This window comes from Pseudomonas morbosilactucae, from assembly GCF_023241665.1.
Taxonomy (GTDB): Bacteria; Pseudomonadota; Gammaproteobacteria; order Pseudomonadales; family Pseudomonadaceae; genus Aquipseudomonas; species Aquipseudomonas morbosilactucae.
Window position 1 is genome coordinate 118,397 of sequence record NZ_JALQCX010000005.1, and the last position, 19,888, is coordinate 138,284.

17 protein-coding genes and 2 pseudogenes are annotated in these 19,888 nt (G+C 58.3%); 12 read left to right on the plus strand and 7 right to left on the minus strand.

Annotated features, from left to right (window positions below):
- Positions 1 to 294 precede the first annotated feature (294 nt).
- Positions 295 to 579, minus strand: coding sequence for a hypothetical protein (locus M1B35_RS02530; RefSeq protein WP_123328004.1), 285 nt, complete (start codon positions 577 to 579; stop codon positions 295 to 297).
- A 223-nt stretch (positions 580 to 802) separates the two neighbouring features.
- Here M1B35_RS02530 and M1B35_RS02535 point away from each other — a divergent pair, with 223 nt between their 5' ends.
- Positions 803 to 1,528, plus strand: coding sequence for a response regulator transcription factor (locus tag M1B35_RS02535; protein ID WP_123328003.1), 726 nt, complete (start codon positions 803 to 805; stop codon positions 1,526 to 1,528).
- 13 nt (positions 1,529 to 1,541) lie between these two features.
- Here M1B35_RS02535 and M1B35_RS02540 read toward each other — a convergent pair whose 3' ends face one another.
- The 6 genes and pseudogenes from M1B35_RS02540 to dnaA form a co-directional block, all read right to left on the minus strand.
- Positions 1,542 to 1,997 carry a hypothetical protein gene (locus M1B35_RS02540; protein WP_123328002.1) on the minus strand — a complete coding sequence of 152 codons (456 nt, stop codon included), beginning with the start codon at positions 1,995 to 1,997 and terminating at the stop codon, positions 1,542 to 1,544.
- A gap of 12 nt (positions 1,998 to 2,009) precedes the next feature.
- Positions 2,010 to 2,525, minus strand: coding sequence for an Imm21 family immunity protein (locus tag M1B35_RS02545; RefSeq protein ID WP_268261138.1), 516 nt, complete (start codon positions 2,523 to 2,525; stop codon positions 2,010 to 2,012).
- Between the two features lie 113 nt (positions 2,526 to 2,638).
- A complete protein-coding gene (gene gyrB, locus M1B35_RS02550; protein WP_123328000.1) occupies positions 2,639 to 5,056 on the minus strand; it encodes a DNA topoisomerase (ATP-hydrolyzing) subunit B in 2,418 nt (805 codons plus the stop codon).
- Between the two features lie 4 nt (positions 5,057 to 5,060).
- On the minus strand, positions 5,061 to 6,164 hold the full coding sequence (gene recF, locus M1B35_RS02555; RefSeq protein WP_123327999.1) for a DNA replication/repair protein RecF: 1,104 nt from the start codon (positions 6,162 to 6,164) through the stop codon (positions 5,061 to 5,063).
- 20 nt (positions 6,165 to 6,184) lie between these two features.
- A pseudogene (gene dnaN, locus M1B35_RS02560) lies at positions 6,185 to 7,287 on the minus strand (DNA polymerase III subunit beta).
- Between the two features lie 38 nt (positions 7,288 to 7,325).
- A pseudogene (gene dnaA, locus M1B35_RS02565) lies at positions 7,326 to 8,854 on the minus strand (chromosomal replication initiator protein DnaA).
- 568 nt (positions 8,855 to 9,422) lie between these two features.
- Between dnaA and rpmH the strand changes: the two are divergent.
- The 11 genes from rpmH (at position 9,423) to atpB (ending at position 19,782) form a co-directional block, all read left to right on the plus strand.
- Positions 9,423 to 9,557 (plus strand): 50S ribosomal protein L34, encoded by a 135-nt coding sequence (gene rpmH / locus M1B35_RS02570; protein WP_003213577.1) that lies wholly within the window; start codon positions 9,423 to 9,425, stop codon positions 9,555 to 9,557.
- 16 nt (positions 9,558 to 9,573) lie between these two features.
- Positions 9,574 to 9,975, plus strand: a complete 402-nt coding sequence (gene rnpA, locus M1B35_RS02575) for a ribonuclease P protein component (protein ID WP_221178408.1) — start codon at positions 9,574 to 9,576, stop codon at positions 9,973 to 9,975.
- Positions 9,968 to 10,213 (plus strand): membrane protein insertion efficiency factor YidD, encoded by a 246-nt coding sequence (gene yidD, locus M1B35_RS02580; protein WP_010207715.1) that lies wholly within the window; start codon positions 9,968 to 9,970, stop codon positions 10,211 to 10,213. Before rnpA ends, yidD begins: the two co-directional genes overlap by 8 nt.
- A gap of 2 nt (positions 10,214 to 10,215) precedes the next feature.
- Positions 10,216 to 11,898 (plus strand): membrane protein insertase YidC, encoded by a 1,683-nt coding sequence (gene yidC, locus M1B35_RS02585; protein WP_268261139.1) that lies wholly within the window; start codon positions 10,216 to 10,218, stop codon positions 11,896 to 11,898.
- Between the two features lie 79 nt (positions 11,899 to 11,977).
- Positions 11,978 to 13,348, plus strand: a complete 1,371-nt coding sequence (mnmE, locus tag M1B35_RS02590) for a tRNA uridine-5-carboxymethylaminomethyl(34) synthesis GTPase MnmE (RefSeq protein WP_123327995.1) — start codon at positions 11,978 to 11,980, stop codon at positions 13,346 to 13,348.
- 760 nt (positions 13,349 to 14,108) lie between these two features.
- Complete coding sequence (gene mnmG / locus M1B35_RS02595) at positions 14,109 to 16,001, plus strand: tRNA uridine-5-carboxymethylaminomethyl(34) synthesis enzyme MnmG (RefSeq protein WP_123327994.1); 1,893 nt, start codon at positions 14,109 to 14,111, stop codon at positions 15,999 to 16,001.
- Positions 15,998 to 16,642 (plus strand): 16S rRNA (guanine(527)-N(7))-methyltransferase RsmG, encoded by a 645-nt coding sequence (gene rsmG, locus M1B35_RS02600; RefSeq protein WP_268261140.1) that lies wholly within the window; start codon positions 15,998 to 16,000, stop codon positions 16,640 to 16,642. The genes mnmG and rsmG overlap by 4 nt, the downstream gene beginning before the upstream one ends.
- Before the next feature lie 18 nt (positions 16,643 to 16,660).
- Positions 16,661 to 17,458, plus strand: coding sequence for a ParA family protein (locus tag M1B35_RS02605; protein ID WP_123327992.1), 798 nt, complete (start codon positions 16,661 to 16,663; stop codon positions 17,456 to 17,458).
- Between the two features lie 9 nt (positions 17,459 to 17,467).
- A complete protein-coding gene (locus M1B35_RS02610; protein WP_123327991.1) occupies positions 17,468 to 18,340 on the plus strand; it encodes a ParB/RepB/Spo0J family partition protein in 873 nt (290 codons plus the stop codon).
- 148 nt (positions 18,341 to 18,488) lie between these two features.
- Positions 18,489 to 18,896 (plus strand): F0F1 ATP synthase subunit I, encoded by a 408-nt coding sequence (locus M1B35_RS02615; protein WP_268261141.1) that lies wholly within the window; start codon positions 18,489 to 18,491, stop codon positions 18,894 to 18,896.
- Between the two features lie 16 nt (positions 18,897 to 18,912).
- Complete coding sequence (gene atpB / locus M1B35_RS02620; RefSeq protein WP_123327989.1) at positions 18,913 to 19,782, plus strand: F0F1 ATP synthase subunit A; 870 nt, start codon at positions 18,913 to 18,915, stop codon at positions 19,780 to 19,782.
- The last annotated feature ends 106 nt before the right edge of the window (positions 19,783 to 19,888 follow it).

The window sequence follows — 19,888 nt, forward strand, 5'->3', positions numbered from 1 at the left end:
CTAGAGAGCTGGCAAGTATTGCCGGAAAAACCTAAAGGGGAGGGGAGTGACACATCCCTGTGTCGGAACCGAAGCGACGGGTCGATCGATCCTGGATCCTGAAGAGGCACTCCTTTTGGTTCCCCTTCGGCGTGGCCCGCAAACAGACCACGCCCCCGCCAACCTGGCGGTTGACACATCCTGTGTCGGAGCACAATCCCGCGCTCCAGGTGCCACTCAGCCCGAGCCAATTTACCCGCCGCAACGAAGCCGGAGGAGATTTGCCAGATTTGTTCAGAATCATCCGTCCAGCCCCTAAAACACCCAGCGTTGGGCTGGCGCATAAATGCCGGAGGGCAGGGCAATGGGTTGCACCTGCGGTTCAAGCCCCGGGGCAAACCCGAGGGTCTCATTCAAAGCACTGTGAATGGGCGCAACCTTGAAAGGCTGCGGTGTGGGCCGCTGCTCGGTGAACGCCTGGCCGCTGCTGCAGCCCAGACTCAAATAGGCGGCCAGGACCAGGCCGGTGAAACGGGTCGCTTGAAGGCCACTGACGATGATCGCTCGCTGGCCCAGGCCGGAGCCAAACAGATTGCCCATGATGCTTTCCTTGCGGACTCACGCCGCTGTCTCGCCATTGCACGCCAGCGCCCACATGCCCTGTGGGTTACCGGCTATTTGACATCAGCGTACCGACCCAGGGAGCGCGACAGGGGTATTCAGCACAATTGTTCAGATTCCACACAAACGCCTAAACTCCCCCCACTCGGGCGCTTGTCGCCAACGCCCCCAGCACTCCCCGGATTTCAAGGAACTGCCTCGCATGCGTGTCGCAATACTGGATGACGAACCCGCCGAACTGGCTCGGGTAGAACAGACACTGCGACAGATACCCGGCCCGTCCGAACAGCCCTGGAGCCTGCACTGTTTTGCCCGGGGCGAAGACCTGCTGCGGCAACTGCGCCGGGAGACCTTCGACCTGCTGATTCTCGACTGGCAACTGCCTGACCTTAGCGGCCTGTCGCTGCTGCGCTGGACCCGGGAGCACATGGAGGCGCCACCGGCGGCCATCATGCTCACCAGCCGCGATGCCGAGAGCGACATTGTCCAGGCCCTGAATGCCGGCGCCGACGACTACGTCAGCAAACCCTTCCGCCCCAACGAGCTCAAGGCCAGGGTTACCGCGGTGCTGCGGCGCAATGGCCTGCAGCGCACAGCCGCCAGCGAGGTGCTGGTGTTCAATGACTTGAGTTTCGACGATGCGGAACTGACTGTGACCCGGGCCGGCCTGCCCATCAGCCTGACCGAGCGCGAGTACCGGCTGGCCCGCTGCCTGTTCGCCAACCTGGGACGACCGCTGTCCCGGGAGTACCTCTATGAGCGTTTCTGGACCCATGAAGAAATCGCCTCTTCCCGGCCCCTGGATACCCACATCTACCGCCTGCGCAACAAACTGGGGCTGACGGCAGACCGGGGCTGGCAACTGCTGACCATCTACGGCTATGGCTATCGGCTGGAAAGCGTCAGCCCGGCAATCGAGCAGAGCTGAGAAGGCTGGGCGATCAACGCCCTAAAAACCGCCCCCTGAAGAACCTCTCCTCGCAGGAAAAAATGCCCCTGGCGCTGTGCTCCATGATCAACAGGGTGTTGTCGTCATCGGGATAAAAGAAGTCATCCCAGCACCTCACAAAGACGTCACTGGGCACCCGCGCCGCGCAATCCCGGCCCCAGAACAACCAGAGCCATTCCTCACCCTCTAGGGCCTTCTGGAAAAACCCAACGCCGTCAGCCCGACGCTTGAAATCCAGAGTGATCGTTTCGCTGACCTGGAACGTCCCAGCGCTGACGCTCATCAGGTGCGAAACCGCAACCCGCTCATCCCATAGCGCCTGGGACTGCGCCTGCTGGTACAAGCACAGACGCTGTTTGTCGCTATAGGACAACCCACAATCCCGAGCATTGAACCGCCAGGCAATGGGGTAGCGTTGCTCATCAAAAAGGTAGTGCTGCCTATCCATGCAGGCCAAACCTCAGTACGGATGGGCCCACTGGCGAGGCACTATCTGGTGGATCAGCAGGGCGGTATCGGCCGTGGGCTGGTAGCGGAATGTCGATACCTCGCTGTGCGGCGACAACAGTTGAAGGTCCAGACAAGCCTGTGGGTCAAACCGCTCGGCCCCGTCAAACAGCACCAGCGCGTCGCTTGCCCAATCAATACTCAACCGCTCGATCGGGGTCAGTGAACCAAGCTCAAGCAGATCAAGCTGCGCCAGCACCTCGGCCTCAGATGGGGCGCATATCCATCGGATAATCAGCAAGGCATCGTCCGCCGTGGCAATCGCCGTGTCCAAAGGCTCGTCACCCAGAACAAGAATGTCGCCATCAACGCCCTCCAGTCGGCCGGCATAGTCATCAATCTGACACGCCCTGTGGTAATCCGAGGGATGGCCGTCGAGGCCACGCCACATACCGGCGAAACCCTCACCCATCACCACCAAGGGGCCACCGGAACTGGACAGCCATGGAGAAATCTTCAATCGACTCATAGGCTCCTTGCCTTTCTGTTAAGCAGAACAGCTACATGATCCACGGACAACGCCATGATGTCGGCACAAAAAAAAGCCAACGCTAGGCGTTGCTTTTGGGGTGCAGCTGCTGATCAGAAGTCCAGGTTGGACACTGCCAGCGCGTTGCTTTCGATGAAGTCGCGACGAGGTTCGACCGCATCACCCATCAGGGTGTTGAAGATCTGGTCAGCGCCGATGGCGTCTTCGATGGTCACCTTGAGCATGCGACGCATGCTTGGGTCCATGGTGGTTTCCCACAGCTGATCCGGGTTCATCTCGCCCAGACCTTTGTAGCGCTGGATGGTGTGGCGCTTGGTGCTTTCGGCCATCAGCCAGTCCAGGGCTTCCTTGAACTCGGTGACTGCTTTCTTGCGTTCGCCACGCTGAATATAAGCGCCTTCGTCCAACAGGGTGCTCAGTTGCGCGCCCAGGGTGACGACGGTCTTGTAGTCATTGCTGCCGAAGAAGTCGCGGTTGAAGGTGACGTAATTGGACAAGCCGTGGGAGATCAGTTCGACCTCGGGCAGCCAGACGTTACGTTCACGGTCTTCGCGCAGGCTGGCTTTGTAGACCAGGCCGGATTTCTCGACGGTGCGCAGGCGCGTTTCGTACTTGGCCAGCCACTCTTGCATCGCGGCGTGGTCAGACAGCTGCTCCAGGCTTACCGCTGGCAGGTAGATGAAGTGCTCCGTCAGTTCCTGTGGATACAGGCGCGACAGGCGCTTGAGGGTCTTCATCACCATGCGGAAGTCAGTCACCAGGCGCTCGAGGGCCTCACCGGAAATACCAGGGGCTTCGTCGTTCAGGTGCAGGCTGGCATCTTCTAGGGCCGACTGCGTCATGTAGTCTTCCATGGCGTCGTCGTCTTTGATGTATTGCTCTTGCTTGCCTTTCTTCACCTTGTACAGCGGTGGTTGAGCGATATAGATGTAGCCACGCTCAATCAGCTCAGGCAACTGCCGGAAGAAGAAGGTCAGCAGCAGGGTACGGATGTGCGAACCGTCGACGTCAGCATCAGTCATGATGATGATGTTGTGATAACGCAGCTTGTCGATGTTGTACTCGTCGCGACCAATACCGCAGCCCAGCGCAGTGATCAAGGTGCCCACCTCTTGCGAGGAGATCATCTTGTCGAAGCGTGCTTTCTCGACGTTGAGGATCTTGCCTTTGAGCGGCAGGATCGCCTGGGTTTTACGGTTGCGTCCCTGCTTGGCGGAGCCGCCAGCAGAGTCACCTTCCACCAGGTAGAGTTCGGAAAGGGCAGGGTCTTTTTCCTGGCAGTCCGCCAGTTTGCCCGGCAGGCCGGCGATATCCAGCGCACCTTTACGACGGGTCATCTCACGGGCTTTACGCGCCGCTTCACGAGCACGGGCGGCGTCGATCATCTTGCCGACCACCAGCTTGGCTTCGTTGGGGTTTTCCAACAGGAAGTCGGAGAAGTACTTGCCCATTTCCTGTTCGACCGCGGTCTTCACTTCGGAAGACACCAGCTTGTCTTTGGTCTGGGAGCTGAACTTCGGATCCGGCACCTTCACCGAAATGATCGCGGTCAGGCCTTCACGAGCGTCGTCACCGGTGGTGGCGACCTTGTGCTTCTTGGCCAGGCCTTCGGCTTCGATGTAGGTATTCAGGTTACGGGTCAGTGCGGAACGGAAACCCACCAAGTGAGTACCGCCGTCGCGCTGCGGGATGTTGTTGGTGAAGCACAACAGGTTCTCGTTGAAGCTGTCGTTCCACTGCAGGGCGATTTCGACGCCGATGCCGTCTTCACGCTGGATGTTGAAGTGGAACACCTGGTTGACCGCAGTCTTGTTGGTGTTCAGGTATTCAACGAATGCACGCAGGCCGCCTTCGTACTTGAACAGCTCTTCCTTGCCGCTGCGCTCGTCCTTGAGGACGATGCCGACACCGGAGTTGAGGAAGGACAGTTCACGAATCCGCTTGGCCAGGATGTCCCAGCTGAAGTGGATGTTCTTGAAGGTTTCAGCCGAAGGCTTGAAGTGAATCTGAGTACCGGTGGATTCGCTGTCGCCAACGATCTTCATCCGCTCTTGCGGCACACCGTGAACGTAGGTCTGTTCCCAGATCTTACCGCTACGACGCACGGTCAGGATCAGCTCTTCAGACAGAGCGTTCACCACCGACACACCCACGCCGTGCAGGCCGCCGGAAACTTTGTAGGAGTTGTCGTCGAACTTACCGCCGGCGTGCAGTACGGTCATGATGACCTCGGCTGCGGAAACGCCTTCTTCTTTATGCACGTCCACCGGAATGCCGCGACCGTTGTCACGCACGGTGATGGACTCGTCCGGGTGGATGATGATGCTGATGTCGTCGCAGTGGCCGGCCAAAGCTTCGTCGATCGAGTTGTCGACCACCTCGAACACCATGTGGTGCAGACCGCTACCATCATCGGTGTCGCCGATGTACATACCGGGACGTTTGCGTACGGCATCCAAACCTTTCAGCACTTTAATGCTGGTCGAGTCGTACGTATTTTCTTCGCTCATGCCTTCACTCCCGATGGTCGTGGGTCTGGGTGATACGGCCCTGTTCCACGTGGAACAGAGCAACTGGCGTTTCCGTCTGCCAGCCTTCCCTCAATAATTCGTGATCTACACAGGTGATAAACACCTGGCAGCGTAAGTCTTCCAACAAGCGACAAAGTGCGCGGCGATGCTGCTCGTCCAGCTCGGACGGCAAGTCATCCACCAGATAAATACACTGGCCACGCCGGGCCTGGCTGACCAAATGCCCTTGGGCGATACGCAAGGCACAGACCACCAACTTCTGCTGCCCGCGGGACAAGATATCCGCGGCGTTGTGTGCGCCCAATCTAAGACGCAAATCAGCACGTTGGGGGCCGGCCTGGGTATGACCCATTTGCTGATCACGATGGAGGGACGTCGCGAGCACTGCACTGAGTTCTCGCTCTTTATCCCAACCACGGTAATAGCTAAGCGTTAAGCCCTCGAGCTCCAACAAATCGCTCAAGGTCCGCTCAAAGACTGGTTTCAAGGCTTTGATATAAGCGCGGCGGTATTCATCAATTTCAGCGCTGGCCTGACACAGTTCCCGGTCCCAGGCCGCTTGCGAAGCGGCGTCAAGTGTACCATGCCGCAGCCATGAGTTCCGCTGCCGCAGGGCCTTCTGCAAGCGCTGCCAGGTTGACATAAAGCGGGGTTCCACGTGGAACACCCCCCAATCGAGGAACTGCCGACGAATCTTCGGCGCCCCTTCCAGCAAGCGGAAGCTATCCGGGTTGATCAGTTGCAACGGCAGAATTTCTGCCAGCTGTGCCGCACTACGAGCATTCTGCCCGTCGATGCGGATCTGGAATTCCCCCTGCCGATCACGAGAGATCCCCAGGCTGCTATGGCCACCCTCCGCCAACTCGACTTGGCCGAACACGGTGCACGCCAGTTGTTCGTATTGGATCACCGGCAACAGCCGGGCACTGCGAAACGAACGCGCAAGCCCCAGCAGGTGGATGGCTTCCAGCACGCTGGTTTTGCCACTGCCGTTGGCGCCGTAGAGGAGGTTGATGCGGGGAGAGGGGGAGAAGGTCACCGGGTGCAGATTGCGCACCGCGGTGACCGAGACGCGACTGAGGGACATCTAGCTTCTGCTGAGCATGATTACAGGCGCATCGGCATGACAACGTAGGCCGAGTCGTCGTTGTCGGACTCCTGGACCAGGGCGCTGCTGTTGGAGTCGGAGAGGATCAGACGCACCTGCTCGGTGGTCATCACGCCCAACACGTCCAGCAGGTAGCTGACGTTGAAGCCGATCTCCAGGGAGCCGCCGTTGTATTCCACGCCCACTTCTTCTTCCGCTTCTTCCTGCTCCGGGTTGTTGGCCTGGATTTTCAGCTGACCATTGGCCAGTTGCAGACGGATACCACGGTACTTCTCGTTGGACAGGATCGCCGTGCGGCTGAACGCTTCACGCAGTGCCTGACGGTCGCCCAGTACCAGCTTGTCACCACCTTTTGGCAGCACGCGCTCGTAGTCCGGGAACTTGCCGTCCACCAGCTTGGAGGTGAAGGTGAACTCGCCGGTGGTGGCGCGAATATGATGCTGACCCAACACGATGCTGACATTGCCGTCCGGCTCGGTGAGCAGACGCGCCAGCTCCAGGATGCCTTTACGCGGCACGATCACCTGGTGGCGGTCCGGCTGACCGATGTCGGCCTGCATCGAGCACATGGCCAGGCGGTGACCGTCGGTAGCGACCGCGCGGATGATCCCGGCAGACACTTCCAGCAGCATGCCGTTGAGGTAGTAGCGCACGTCCTGCTGGGCCATGGCGAAGCTGGTGCGTTCGATCAAGCGACGCAGCTTGCTCTGGTCCAGGCTGCAGGTCAGCGAGCCAGGGCCTTCTTCCACAGTAGGGAAGTCATTGGCTGGCAAGGTGGACAGGGTGAAGCGGCTACGACCGGCTTTCACCACCAGCTTCTGCTCATCGACTTGATATCGATCAAGGCGTCGTTGGGCAGGCTTTTGCAGATGTCCATCAGCTTGCGCGCAGGCACAGTGATCTCGCCGGGCTCGGCGGGTTCTTCAAGTTGCACGCGACCGACCAGCTCGACTTCAAGGTCGGTACCGGTCAGCGACAGTTGCTGGCCTTCGACAACCAGCAGCACGTTGGAAAGTACCGGCAAGGTCTGACGGCGTTCGACGACGCCGGCGACCAGTTGCAGGGGTTTCAACAGGGCTTCGCGTTGAATGGTGAAATGCATGGTCTAGTCCCTTGCCTTAATAAGCTGCGCTGGTGTCATCAAGTGGTCAGTGTACGCAGCAGGTTCTTGTAGTCCTCGCGGATGTCCGCGTCGGATTCCTTAAGTTCATTGATCTTGCGACAGGCGTGCAAGACCGTGGTGTGATCGCGGCCACCAAACACATCGCCGATTTCCGGCAGGCTGTGGTTGGTCAGCTCCTTGGACAAGGCCATGGCCACCTGACGCGGCCGCGCAACGGAACGCGAGCGGCGCTTGGACAACAGATCGGAGATCTTGATCTTGTAGTACTCGGCGACGGTGCGCTGAATGTTATCCACAGAGACCAGTTTGTCTTGCAGGGCCAGCAGGTCCTTCAGGGATTCGCGAATCAGCTCGATGGTGATGTCGCGGCCCATGAAGTGCGAGTGAGCGATAACGCGCTTGAGCGCGCCTTCGAGCTCACGCACGTTGGAGCGAATACGCTGGGCGATAAAGAACGCCGCATCGTGAGGCAGATCGACTTTGGCCTGGTCGGCCTTCTTCATCAGGATCGCCACGCGGGTTTCCAACTCAGGTGGTTCTACCGCCACCGTCAGGCCCCAGCCGAAACGCGACTTCAGGCGTTCTTCCAGGCCTTCGATCTCTTTCGGGTAGCGGTCACTGGTGAGAATCACCTGTTGGCCACCTTCCAGGAGGGCGTTGAAGGTGTGGAAAAACTCTTCCTGGGAACGCTCTTTACGGGCGAAGAACTGAATATCGTCGATCAGCAACGCATCCACCGAACGGTAGAAGCGCTTGAACTCGTTGATCGCGTTGAGCTGCAACGCCTTGACCATGTCCGCCACGAAGCGCTCGGAATGCAGGTACAGACCTTGGCATTCGGGTTCTTCTTTAATAGGTGGTTACCCACAGCGTGCATCAAGTGGGTTTTACCCAAGCCGACGCCGCCATAAAGAAACAGCGGGTTGTAACCGTGCTTGGGGTTGTCCGCGACTTGCCAGGCCGCAGCACGGGCCAGTTGGTTGGACTTGCCTTCGACGAAGTTCTCGAAGGTGAAGGTGCGGTTCAGGTAGCTGGTGTGCTTGAGCGCACCCTCGACCTGAACGGTGCGTTGCTCGGCGCGAACCGGAGCCTGCTGGGAGCTGGCGCCCGCCATGGGGTCGAAGCTGTCGCGAGAAGGTTCTTCACTGACCTCGGCGGCTTTCTGCGTGGCGACCGGTTTGCTCGGTGCGGTTGCGGCGGCGGGCGTGGTGTTGCTGACCGGAGCGGCAGCCGCGGCTTGCTGTGCCTGAGAGGCGGCAGCGGCCAACGGTGCATTCGGTGCCGCACGGGGCGCCGAGCTGCGTTTGCTGCCTATTAATAAGGAAAGCGCCGGCGCCATGCCATTGCCATGCTCATCCAGCAGTTCGAGCACGCGGCCCAGGTACTTTTCATTGACCCAATCGAGAACAAAGCGATTCGGTGCGTAGACACGCAACTCGTCGCCTTCGGCTTCGACCTGTAGCGGACGGATCCAAGTGTTGAATTGCTGGGCAGGCAGCTCATCACGCAGAAGCTCCACGCACTGCTGCCAAAGTTCCACTGACACGGATATCCCCTAAGTTGAAAGCCGGTGAGGCAAAAACAAGCGGCCATTGTAGCGACCAGACGCCCACTTATCCACATGTAGGTTGATCACAGATCACCAAGAATCAATGTCTTAACCGGGGAAAACACGACCAATGGTATGTGCATAAGCTCTGTGGATAACCCCACTTGAGGTCGTTGTACAAGTGGGGGCGAAACTCAGTGGATAACTCGCCTGTGGATAACAGCCCATTCCACACACAGGTTTTCCGAGGGCGCAGCACAGGCAGAGCACCGCTTCTCAACCGTGTTGTCATTCTCTGTACAGCACGTGATAGAAGGGCTAAAGGCAGTTATCCACAGATGAGTGCGTCCCTAGTCTTTATAAGCTTTACAGAAAAGCTTTAAATAATTCCCTTCTTTTATTTCTATATCTGGCTAACCGGGTTTCTCGGCACAAGAGCCCGACATACCCGGATAAAGGAAAAGCTGGTTGGAAATTGACCTAGAGGCTTGCTTTCTCTAGAATCGCCGGTCTCTTAAAACGGGGGCCATTCCGGCCCGTTGTGGACGAACCAGGTAACAACGCCATGAAACGTACTTTCCAACCAAGCACCATCAAACGCGCCCGTACCCACGGCTTCCGTGCTCGCATGGCTACCAAGAACGGCCGTGCTGTCCTGTCGCGTCGCCGCGCCAAAGGTCGTGCGCGTCTGGCAGTTTGATAATCCGGTACTGGAGGTGAGTCAGGACTTCAGTCGGGAAAAGCGTCTGCTAACTCCCCGGCACTTCAAGGCAGTCTTTGACTCCCCTACCGGCAAGGTTCCGGGGAAAAATCTCCTGCTCCTTGCGCGCAACAACGACCTGGATCATCCCCGTCTGGGGCTAGTGATCGGGAAAAAGAGCGTCAAGCTCTCCGTTGAGCGCAATCGCCTCAAGCGTCTGATGCGCGAATCGTTTCGCCTCCACCAGGATTCACTGGTTGGTTGGGATATCGTTATCGTCGCGCGCAAAGGTTTGGGCGATGTAGAAAACCCCGAATTGATTCAGCATTTCGGCAAACTCTGGAAGCGTCTGGCACGTAACAAGCCGGTACCGGAAGTCAAAGCCGAAACTGTAGGGGTAGACAGTCCCGATGCGTAAACTGGCGCTCGTTCCGATCCAGTTTTACCGCTATGCCATTAGTCCCCTGATGGCCAGTCACTGTCGTTTCTACCCCAGTTGTTCCTGCTACGCGTTAGAGGCCATAGAAAATCATGGCCTTCTGCGCGGTGGCTGGCTGACCTTTCGTCGTTTAGGTCGCTGTCATCCGTGGAATCCCGGTGGTTATGACCCGGTTCCACCTATCCCTACCTCCCGTTCTTCTTCGATGGCCGAGTAATCATGGATATTAAACGCACGATCCTGATCGTCGCCCTGGCAATCGTGTCCTACGTCATGGTCCTTAAATGGAACCAGGACTACGGCCAAGCTGCCCTGCCGACTCAGAATGTTGCTTCCAGCACCAGCACAACGGGCCTGCCAGACACGGCGGCTGGTAACAATGCTTCCGTCAGCGACGATATTCCGCGCGCAGCAAGCGATACCAGTGCTCCCGCTGAAACTCCCGTGGCAGCCAGCAAAGACCTCATCCAGATCAAAACGGATGTGCTCGACATTGCTGTCGACCCACAAGGTGGTGACATCGCTCAGCTGCGTTTGCCTTTGTATCCACGTCGCCAAGACCATCCGGAAATTCCGTTCCAGCTGTTCGATAACGGCAATGAGCGGACCTACCTGGCGCAAAGCGGCCTGATCGGCACCAACGGTCCGGACGCCAACCCGGCCGGTCGTCCGGTGTTCTCTTCGGAGAAGAAGACTTATCAACTGGCCGATGGCCAGGAACAACTGGTTGTCGACCTGAAATTCAGCAAGGACGGCGTCAATTACATCAAGCGTTTTACCCTGAAGCGCGGCCTGTATGACATCACCGTTTCCTACCTGATCGACAACGAAAGTGCTCAACCTTGGTCCGGTGCGATGTTCGCCCAGCTCAAGCGTGACGCCAGTTCCGATCCATCCTCCAGCACTGCCACTGGCACCGCGACTTACCTGGGCGCTGCCCTGTGGACAAGTTCCGAGCCGTACAAAAAAGTGTCGATGAAGGACATGGACAAGGCTCAGTTGAAAGAGACCGTCCAAGGTGGTTGGGTTGCCTGGCTGCAACACTACTTTGTAACTGCGTGGATCCCGGCCAAGGGTGAAAACAACCTGGTCCAGACCCGCAAAGACAGCAAAGGCAACTACATCATTGGCTACACCGGCCCAGCATTGACCGTTGCACCAGGTGCCAAGGCTGAAACCAGCGCCATTCTGTATGCCGGCCCGAAAAGCCAGGCGGTGCTGAAAGAGTTGTCCCCAGGTCTGGAATTGACTGTGGACTACGGTTTCCTGTGGTTCATCGCTCAGCCGATCTTCTGGCTGCTGCAACATATCCACAGCCTGGTGGGTAACTGGGGCTGGTCGATCATCTTCCTGACCATGCTGATCAAGGGGATCTTCTTCCCACTGTCGGCTGCCAGCTACAAATCCATGGCTCGCATGCGCGCCGTGGCACCGAAACTGGCTGCTCTGAAAGAACAACATGGCGATGACCGGCAGAAAATGTCCCAGGCCATGATGGAGCTGTACAAGAAAGAGAAGATCAATCCGCTGGGTGGTTGCTTGCCAATCCTCGTGCAGATGCCGGTCTTCCTGTCTCTGTACTGGGTACTCCTGGAAAGCGTGGAAATGCGCCAAGCGCCGTTCATGCTGTGGATTACCGACCTGTCGATCAAGGATCCGTTCTTCATCCTGCCGATCATCATGGGCGCCACCATGTTCATCCAGCAGCAGTTGAACCCGACTCCACCGGATCCGATGCAGGCCAAGGTGATGAAAATGATGCCAATCATCTTCACCTTCTTCTTCCTGTGGTTCCCGGCGGGCCTGGTTCTGTACTGGGTTGTGAACAACTGCCTGTCGATCGCCCAACAGTGGTACATCACCCGTAAGATTGAAGCCGCGACCAAGAACGCCGCTGCCTGACCTACGCTGTGGATAACCACTCAAGACGCCCCCTAGTGGGGCGTTTTGCTATCTGTCACTTTTATCTGGAACCTGGGTTATGACCGTCCCTCGTGAAACCATCGCCGCTGTCGCCACCGCCCAAGGTCGCGGCGGCGTGGGTATCGTCCGGATCTCCGGGCCCCTGGCCAGCGTGGCTGCCCAAGCCATCAGCGGCCGCGAACTGAAACCGCGTTTTGCCCATTACGGGCCATTCCTCAGTGCGCAGGACGAGGTGCTGGATGAAGGGATCGCCTTGTATTTCCCCGGGCCGAACTCATTCACCGGCGAGGATGTATTGGAGCTTCAGGGGCACGGCGGCCCCATCGTCCTGGATATGTTGCTGCAACGTTGCCTGCAACTGGGCTGCCGCCTGGCCCGGCCGGGAGAATTCAGCGAGCGGGCTTTTCTCAATGACAAACTCGACCTGGCCCAGGCCGAAGCCATCGCCGACCTGATCGAAGCCAGTTCGACACAGGCGGCGCGCAATGCCTTGCGGTCCTTGCAGGGCGCGTTCTCGCAACGTGTGCATCATCTGACCGAGCAACTCATCGCCCTGCGTATCTACGTTGAAGCCGCAATCGATTTTCCTGAGGAAGAAATCGACTTCCTCGCCGATGGCCACGTGCTGTCGATGCTCGATGCGGTTCGTGATGATTTATCCACAGTACTGCGTGAAGCCGGGCAGGGCGCCTTGCTCCGCGATGGCATGACGGTGGTGATTGCCGGCCGGCCGAATGCCGGCAAATCCAGCCTGCTCAATGCCCTGGCGGGCCGGGAGGCAGCGATCGTCACTGAAATCGCCGGCACCACCCGGGACATCCTGCGTGAACATATCCACATTGATGGCATGCCGCTGCACGTGGTCGATACTGCGGGCTTGCGAGATACCGACGACCAGGTGGAAAAAATCGGTGTGGAGCGGGCACTCAAGGCCATCAGTGAAGCCGATCGCGTACTGCTGGTGGTGGATGCCACGGCCGCTGAGGCGGCGGACCCCTTTGCCCTGTGGCCGGAATTTCTCGAACAACGCCCCGATCCGGCGAATGTCACGCTGATCCGCAACAAGGCCGACCTGACCGGTGAAGCCATTGCCCTGGAAACAAGCGATGACGGTCACGTGACCATCAGCCTCAGTGCCATGGCCGCCGGCACCGGCCTGGAGCTGCTGCGCGAGCACCTGAAAGCATGCATGGGTTATGAACAGACGTCCGAAAGCAGCTTCAGCGCTCGCCGTCGCCACCTTGAAGCCCTGCGCCATGCCAGCACGGCACTGGAACATGGTCGTGCCCAACTCACCCTGGCCGGCGCAGGGGAGCTGCTGGCGGAGGATCTGCGGCAAGCGCAGCACTCCCTGGGCGAAATTACCGGCGCGTTCAGTTCAGATGATTTGCTGGGAAGGATCTTTTCCAGCTTCTGCATCGGCAAGTAATCCCTCCGCCTTGGAACCTGCAGGTCTCTTACGGCCTGCAGCACCAGGTGAATCCCTTTGATCGTCCAAGTTGCAAGCGGTCTTATTTCAGGGCCTGAATAGGCTGCCTGGGGATAATTCCGCCGGCGTGTGGCGCTCGTACCCTCAATCGGCTCCCTTTCACCCATCCTTGCCACCCAAATGGTGAAGGTTGATGGTGCCCAAACCTGCCTCGAGTGCCTGACAGATCGCATCAGCCGGTGCGTCACTCGACCTTCACCCTCGCGATTTATAGATTTTTGCCAGTCACTCCTCTCCAGGAGAGGAACAGTCGTGGGTGAAATTCATCGCTCAGCAGGCGTTTCTGTGGATTAAGCCCTGTGAATAACTGGCCCTGTGCTCAGTTGATAACAGGGCTTCAAAACTGAGGAAAACCACCTCTGTGGATAACCACCCCATTCATCCACAGGCTTAAACCGGTTATCCAACGCCCTCATTGGCACCTAACCACAGACTTTAAATTCTCTGTACACATTGAAAATAAAGGCTTGTAGCAATCTATCCACAGAAAGGGTGCTCAGTAAGAATAAACATAAAAACAAAGATTTAATAAATTTCTCTCTTTTAATTTCTATTGTCCGTGAGTCATCCACAGCTGGTTAAATTTTGTGCAAAGGGTTCTTTAGGAAGGGCTAAGTCCCTATACTTGCCGCCTTGGTCCAAAAACCAACCCAACAACTACTCCTAATTACTCCTACTTGAAGCAGGCACGAGGTGCGTGGTGGATTTCCCTTCCCGTTTTGAAGTGATCGTCATCGGCGGCGGTCATGCCGGTACCGAGGCAGCACTTGCATCAGCACGCATGGGGGCAAAAACCCTGTTGCTGACGCATAACGTGGAAACCCTCGGAGCAATGAGCTGCAACCCCGCCATCGGTGGGATTGGTAAAAGCCATCTGGTCAAGGAAATCGATGCCCTTGGCGGCGCGATGGCCATCGCGACCGATAAAGGCGGTATTCAATTTCGTGTATTGAACAGTCGCAAAGGCCCAGCCGTACGCGCTACTCGCGCCCAGGCCGACCGCATTCTGTATAAAGCCGCTGTGCGCGAGATCCTCGAGAACCAGCCCAACCTGTGGATATTTCAACAGGCCGCGGACGACCTGATCGTTGAACAAGACCAAGTGCGCGGCGTGGTTACTCAAATGGGCCTGCGTTTCTTCGCCGAATCCGTGGTGCTGACCACCGGCACCTTCCTCGGCGGACTTATCCACATTGGGATGCAGAACTATTCTGGCGGCCGCGCCGGCGATCCACCTTCGATCGCCCTGGCTCACCGCCTGCGGGAGTTGCCTCTACGTGTGGGCCGGCTGAAAACCGGTACCCCGCCACGTATCGACGGCCGTTCTGTGGATTTTTCGGTGATGACCGAACAACCTGGCGATACACCGATCCCGGTGATGTCGTTCCTGGGCTCGAAAGAACAGCATCCAGCGCAAGTCAGTTGCTGGATTACCCACACCAACGCCCGTACTCACGAAATCATCGCGTCCAACCTTGATCGGTCGCCGATGTATTCCGGGGTAATCGAAGGGATTGGCCCGCGCTATTGCCCGTCGATCGAAGACAAGATTCATCGCTTTGCCGACAAGGAAAGCCACCAGGTGTTTATCGAACCTGAAGGCCTGACCACACACGAGCTGTACCCGAACGGGATATCCACATCCTTGCCGTTCGATGTGCAGTTGCAGATCGTGCAATCGATCCGCGGTATGGAAAACGCCCATATCGTGCGTCCGGGCTACGCCATCGAGTACGACTACTTCGATCCGCGCGACCTGAAGTACAGCCTGGAAACCAAAGTCATCGGCGGTCTGTTCTTTGCCGGGCAGATCAACGGCACCACCGGTTACGAAGAAGCCGGGGCCCAAGGTTTGCTGGCCGGCGCCAACGCAGCTTTGCGTGCACAGGGCAAAGACAGCTGGTGCCCGCGGCGCGATGAGGCGTACATCGGCGTGCTGGTGGACGACTTGATTACCCTGGGTACCCAGGAACCGTACCGGATGTTCACCTCTCGGGCGGAATACCGTTTGATCCTGCGCGAAGACAACGCTGACCTGCGCTTGACCGAAAAAGGCCGCGAACTGGGCCTGGTGGATGACGTGCGTTGGGCGGCGTTCTGCAAAAAACGCGAAAGCATTGCCCAGGAAGAGCAGCGTCTGAAATCCACCTGGGTCCGCCCGGGCACCGAGCAGGGCGATGCGATCGCCGAGAAATTCGGCACGCCGCTGACCCATGAATACAACCTGTTGAATCTGCTGAGCCGTCCGGAAATCGACTACGTGGGCCTGGTGGAAGTGACCGGGCAGGGCGCGGAAGACCCACAGGTCGCCGAGCAGGTCGAGATCAAGACCAAATACGCCGGTTACATTGATCGTCAGCAGGATGAAATTGCTCGTTTGCGGGCCAGCGAGAACACCAAGCTGCCTGTGGATATCGATTACACCGGCATTTCCGGCCTGTCCAAAGAGATCCAGAGCAAGCTCGGCGCAACGCGTCCCGAGACGCTGGGCCAGGCGTCGCGGATCCCCGGGGTTACACCGGCGGCGATTTCCCTGTTGATGATTCACTTGAAAAAACGCGGCGCGGGCCGTCAGTTGGAGCAAAGCGCTTGAGTTCGTTGGTTACCGTGCAACATGCCGAAGAGTTATCCACAGGTGCCCGCCAGCTCGGGGTCGACCTGAGCGAAGCCCAGCACACGTTGCTGCTGGGTTACCTGGCCCTGTTGATCAAATGGAACAAGGCGTACAACCTCACGGCGGTGCGCGATCCGGACGAAATGGTCTCGCGGCATCTGCTGGACAGTTTGAGCGTGATGCCCTTCATCGAAAATGGCCGTTGGCTGGACGTGGGCAGTGGCGGCGGAATGCCTGGTATTCCCCTGGCGATCCTGTTTCCCGAGTCCCAGGTGACCTGCCTGGACAGCAACGGCAAGAAAACCCGCTTCCTGACCCAGGTCAAACTCGAACTCAAGCTGGATAACCTGCAAGTTATCCACAGTCGGGTCGAAGCCTTCCAGCCTGATCAGCCGTTCAACGGGATCATTTCCCGGGCGTTCAGCAGCATGGAGAATTTCAGCAACTGGACCCGCCACCTCGGCGACCGCGATACACGTTGGCTGGCAATGAAGGGCGTTCATCCCTCGGATGAGCTGGTAGCATTGCCCGCGGACTTCCACCTTGATAGCGAACACGCCCTGGCCGTACCCGGTTGCCAAGGCCAACGCCATCTGCTGATACTGCGCCGCACGGCATGATTGGGAACACAAGCAAGAATGGCTAAGGTATTCGCGATAGCGAACCAAAAAGGTGGCGTGGGCAAGACCACCACCTGCATCAACCTCGCAGCTTCCCTGGTCGCTACCAAGCGACGGGTGCTGTTGATCGATCTTGATCCACAGGGCAACGCCACCATGGGTAGCGGTGTGGATAAACACGGCTTGGAAAACTCGGTCTACGACCTGTTGATCGGCGAGTGCGACCTGGCCCAGGCCATGCACTTCTCGGAGCACGGCGGTTATCAATTGCTGCCGGCCAACCGCGACCTGACCGCGGCGGAAGTGGTGCTGCTGGAAATGCAGATGAAGGAAAGTCGTCTGCGCAGCGCCCTGGCGCCGATTCGCGAGAACTACGATTACATCTTGATCGACTGCCCGCCGTCGTTGTCGATGCTCACCCTCAACGCCTTGGTGGCCGCCGATGGGGTAATTATCCCCATGCAGTGCGAGTACTACGCGCTGGAAGGTTTGAGCGACCTTGTGGATAACATCAAGCGCATCGCTGAATTGCTCAACCCCGAGCTGAAGATCGAAGGCCTGCTGCGGACCATGTTCGATCCGCGCCTGAGCCTGATGAACGATGTTTCGGCCCAGCTCAAGGAACACTTTGGCGAGCAGCTGTACGACACCGTGATTCCACGCAACATCCGCCTAGCAGAAGCTCCGAGTTACGGCATGCCGGCGTTGGCCTATGACAAACAATCCCGTGGCGCGCTGGCCTATCTGGCCCTGGCGGGCGAGATGGTTCGCCGGCAACGGAAAAACTCACGCGCCGCCGCCGCCCTGCCAACTTAAGGAATCCCCATGGCCGTCAAGAAACGAGGTCTCGGACGTGGACTGGATGCTCTGTTGAGTGGTCCGACCGTCAGCGCCCTGGAAGAACAAGCGGTGCAGGCGGATTCGCGTGAACTGCAGCACCTGCCCCTGGACCTGATCCAGCGTGGCAAATACCAGCCGCGTCGGGACATGGATCCCCAGGCGTTGGAAGAACTGGCTCAGTCGATCAGGGCCCAAGGTGTGATGCAGCCCATTGTGGTGCGCCCCATCGGCAGCGGCCGCTTTGAAATCATCGCCGGTGAACGCCGCTGGCGTGCCAGCCAGCAGGCTGGCCAGGAAACCATTCCGGCCATGGTCCGCGATGTGCCGGATGAAACCGCGATTGCCATGGCGCTGATCGAGAACATCCAGCGCGAAGACCTCAACCCGGTGGAAGAAGCCGTGGCCCTGCAGCGTTTGCAGCAGGAGTTCCAGCTGACCCAGCAACAAGTGGCTGAGGCGGTGGGCAAGTCGCGGGTGACCGTGGCCAACCTGTTGCGCCTGATCGCGCTGCCGGAAGTGATCAAGACCATGCTGTCCCATGGCGACCTGGAAATGGGCCATGCCCGTGCCTTGCTCGGCTTGCCGGAAAATCAGCAGGTGGAAGGGGCGCGACATGTTGTCGCACGAGGGCTGACTGTGCGCCAAACCGAGGCATTGGTTCGCCAGTGGTTGAGTGGCAAACCGGAGCCCGTGGAAGCGGCCAAACCCGACCCGGATATCGCTCGCCTCGAACAGCGCCTGGCCGAGCGCCTGGGCTCTGCGGTGCAGATCCGCCACGGCAAGAAGGGGAAAGGGCAGTTGGTGATTGGCTACAACTCCCTCGATGAGTTGCAGGGCGTCCTCGCACACATCCGCTGAAACATTTCCTCATGTAGCGCGCAGTCGGAAATCACTACCTGGCAGTTGAATAGGGGCTGAACCGCCCCTATACTCTGCGCGCATTTTGTCGGCACAAATTATGCCAAGTTATTGAATTCTGGCAGCCGGCCTTTGAGGAGCAAGAGTGATGGAAACCCGCACGCCAAACCGCTTGCCGTTCCATCGCTTGGCGGTTTTTCCCGTGTTATTGGCTCAATGTGTTGTGTTGCTGCTGGCCGCTTTGGCGCTGTGGCAATGGCATGGAGTCGTTGCCGGGTATTCGGGCCTTTGCGGAGGACTGATAGCCTTGCTACCCAATGTGTATTTCGCTCACAGGGCATTTCGGTTTTCCGGCGCCCGAGCAGCCCAAGCCATCGTCCGGTCTTTTTATGCCGGTGAGGCGGGCAAACTGATTTTGACGGCAGTGCTGTTTGCATTGACGTTCGCAGGTGTGAAGCCATTGGCGCCGCTAGCTGTATTCGGCGTCTTCGTGCTGACCCAAATGGTCAGCTGGTTCGCTCCCCTGCTAATGAGAACAAGACTTTCGAGACCTTAGGGCGTTTGAGGCAACCATGGCAGAAACAACCGCTTCGGGCTATATCCAGCACCACTTGCAGAACCTGACCTTCGGTCAGCTACCCAATGGCGGCTGGGGCTTCGCCCACACCGCAGCAGAAGCCAAGGAAATGGGCTTCTGGGCATTCCACGTCGATACCCTCGGCTGGTCTGTTGCACTGGGTGTGATTTTCGTTCTTCTTTTCCGCATGGCGGCCAAGAAAGCTACCTCCGGCGTGCCTGGCGCGCTGCAGAACTTCGTTGAAGTGCTGGTGGGCTTTGTCGATGGCAGCGTGAAGGATAGTTTCCACGGCCGCAGCCCGGTGATTGCACCGCTGGCGCTGACCATCTTCGTCTGGGTGTTCTTGATGAACGCCATCGACCTGGTGCCGGTGGACTGGATTCCACAACTGGCCATGCTGATCTCCGGTGATGCGCACATTCCATTCCGTGCCGTATCCACCACTGACCCGAACGCTACCCTGGGCATGGCCCTGTCGGTGTTCGCGTTGATCATTTTCTACAGCATCAAGATCAAGGGCTTCGGCGGCTTCATCGGCGAACTGACCCTGCACCCGTTCGGCAGCAAGAACATCTTCGTTCAAGCGCTGCTGATTCCGGTGAACTTCCTGCTGGAGTTCGTGACGCTGATCGCTAAGCCAATCTCTCTGGCACTGCGTCTGTTCGGCAACATGTACGCTGGCGAGCTGGTGTTCATCCTGATCGCTGTGATGTTCGGCAGCGGCCTGCTCTGGCTCAGCGGCCTGGGCGTGGTGCTGCAATGGGCGTGGGCTGTGTTCCACATCCTGATCATCACCCTGCAAGCGTTTATCTTCATGATGCTGACCATCGTCTACCTGTCGATGGCGCACGAAGAGAACCATTAAGACCAGTCTCGACTAGTCTGATGTCCCTCTCGGTCAAACGAGAGGGGGCCCGCTTAGGGCTTGATGAAACGATTTGTTTTACCGCTTTAAATTAAAAAAACCTAAA

What these genes read in the sequence shown, in the direction of transcription:
- M1B35_RS02530 (WP_123328004.1), bottom strand. Translation starts at nt 579, where the DNA reads ATGGGCAATCTGTTTGGCTCCGGCCTGGGCCAGCGAGCGATCATCGTC.
- M1B35_RS02535 (WP_123328003.1), top strand. Translation starts at nt 803, where the DNA reads ATGCGTGTCGCAATACTGGATGACGAACCCGCCGAACTGGCTCGGGTA.
- M1B35_RS02540 (WP_123328002.1), bottom strand. Translation starts at nt 1,997, where the DNA reads ATGGATAGGCAGCACTACCTTTTTGATGAGCAACGCTACCCCATTGCC.
- M1B35_RS02545 (WP_268261138.1), bottom strand. Translation starts at nt 2,525, where the DNA reads ATGAGTCGATTGAAGATTTCTCCATGGCTGTCCAGTTCCGGTGGCCCC.
- gyrB (WP_123328000.1), bottom strand. Translation starts at nt 5,056, where the DNA reads ATGAGCGAAGAAAATACGTACGACTCGACCAGCATTAAAGTGCTGAAA.
- recF (WP_123327999.1), bottom strand. Translation starts at nt 6,164, where the DNA reads ATGTCCCTCAGTCGCGTCTCGGTCACCGCGGTGCGCAATCTGCACCCG.
- rpmH (WP_003213577.1), top strand. Translation starts at nt 9,423, where the DNA reads ATGAAACGTACTTTCCAACCAAGCACCATCAAACGCGCCCGTACCCAC.
- yidD (WP_010207715.1), top strand. Translation starts at nt 9,968, where the DNA reads ATGCGTAAACTGGCGCTCGTTCCGATCCAGTTTTACCGCTATGCCATT.
- yidC (WP_268261139.1), top strand. Translation starts at nt 10,216, where the DNA reads ATGGATATTAAACGCACGATCCTGATCGTCGCCCTGGCAATCGTGTCC.
- mnmE (WP_123327995.1), top strand. Translation starts at nt 11,978, where the DNA reads ATGACCGTCCCTCGTGAAACCATCGCCGCTGTCGCCACCGCCCAAGGT.
- M1B35_RS02605 (WP_123327992.1), top strand. Translation starts at nt 16,661, where the DNA reads ATGGCTAAGGTATTCGCGATAGCGAACCAAAAAGGTGGCGTGGGCAAG.
- M1B35_RS02610 (WP_123327991.1), top strand. Translation starts at nt 17,468, where the DNA reads ATGGCCGTCAAGAAACGAGGTCTCGGACGTGGACTGGATGCTCTGTTG.
- M1B35_RS02615 (WP_268261141.1), top strand. Translation starts at nt 18,489, where the DNA reads ATGGAAACCCGCACGCCAAACCGCTTGCCGTTCCATCGCTTGGCGGTT.
- atpB (WP_123327989.1), top strand. Translation starts at nt 18,913, where the DNA reads ATGGCAGAAACAACCGCTTCGGGCTATATCCAGCACCACTTGCAGAAC.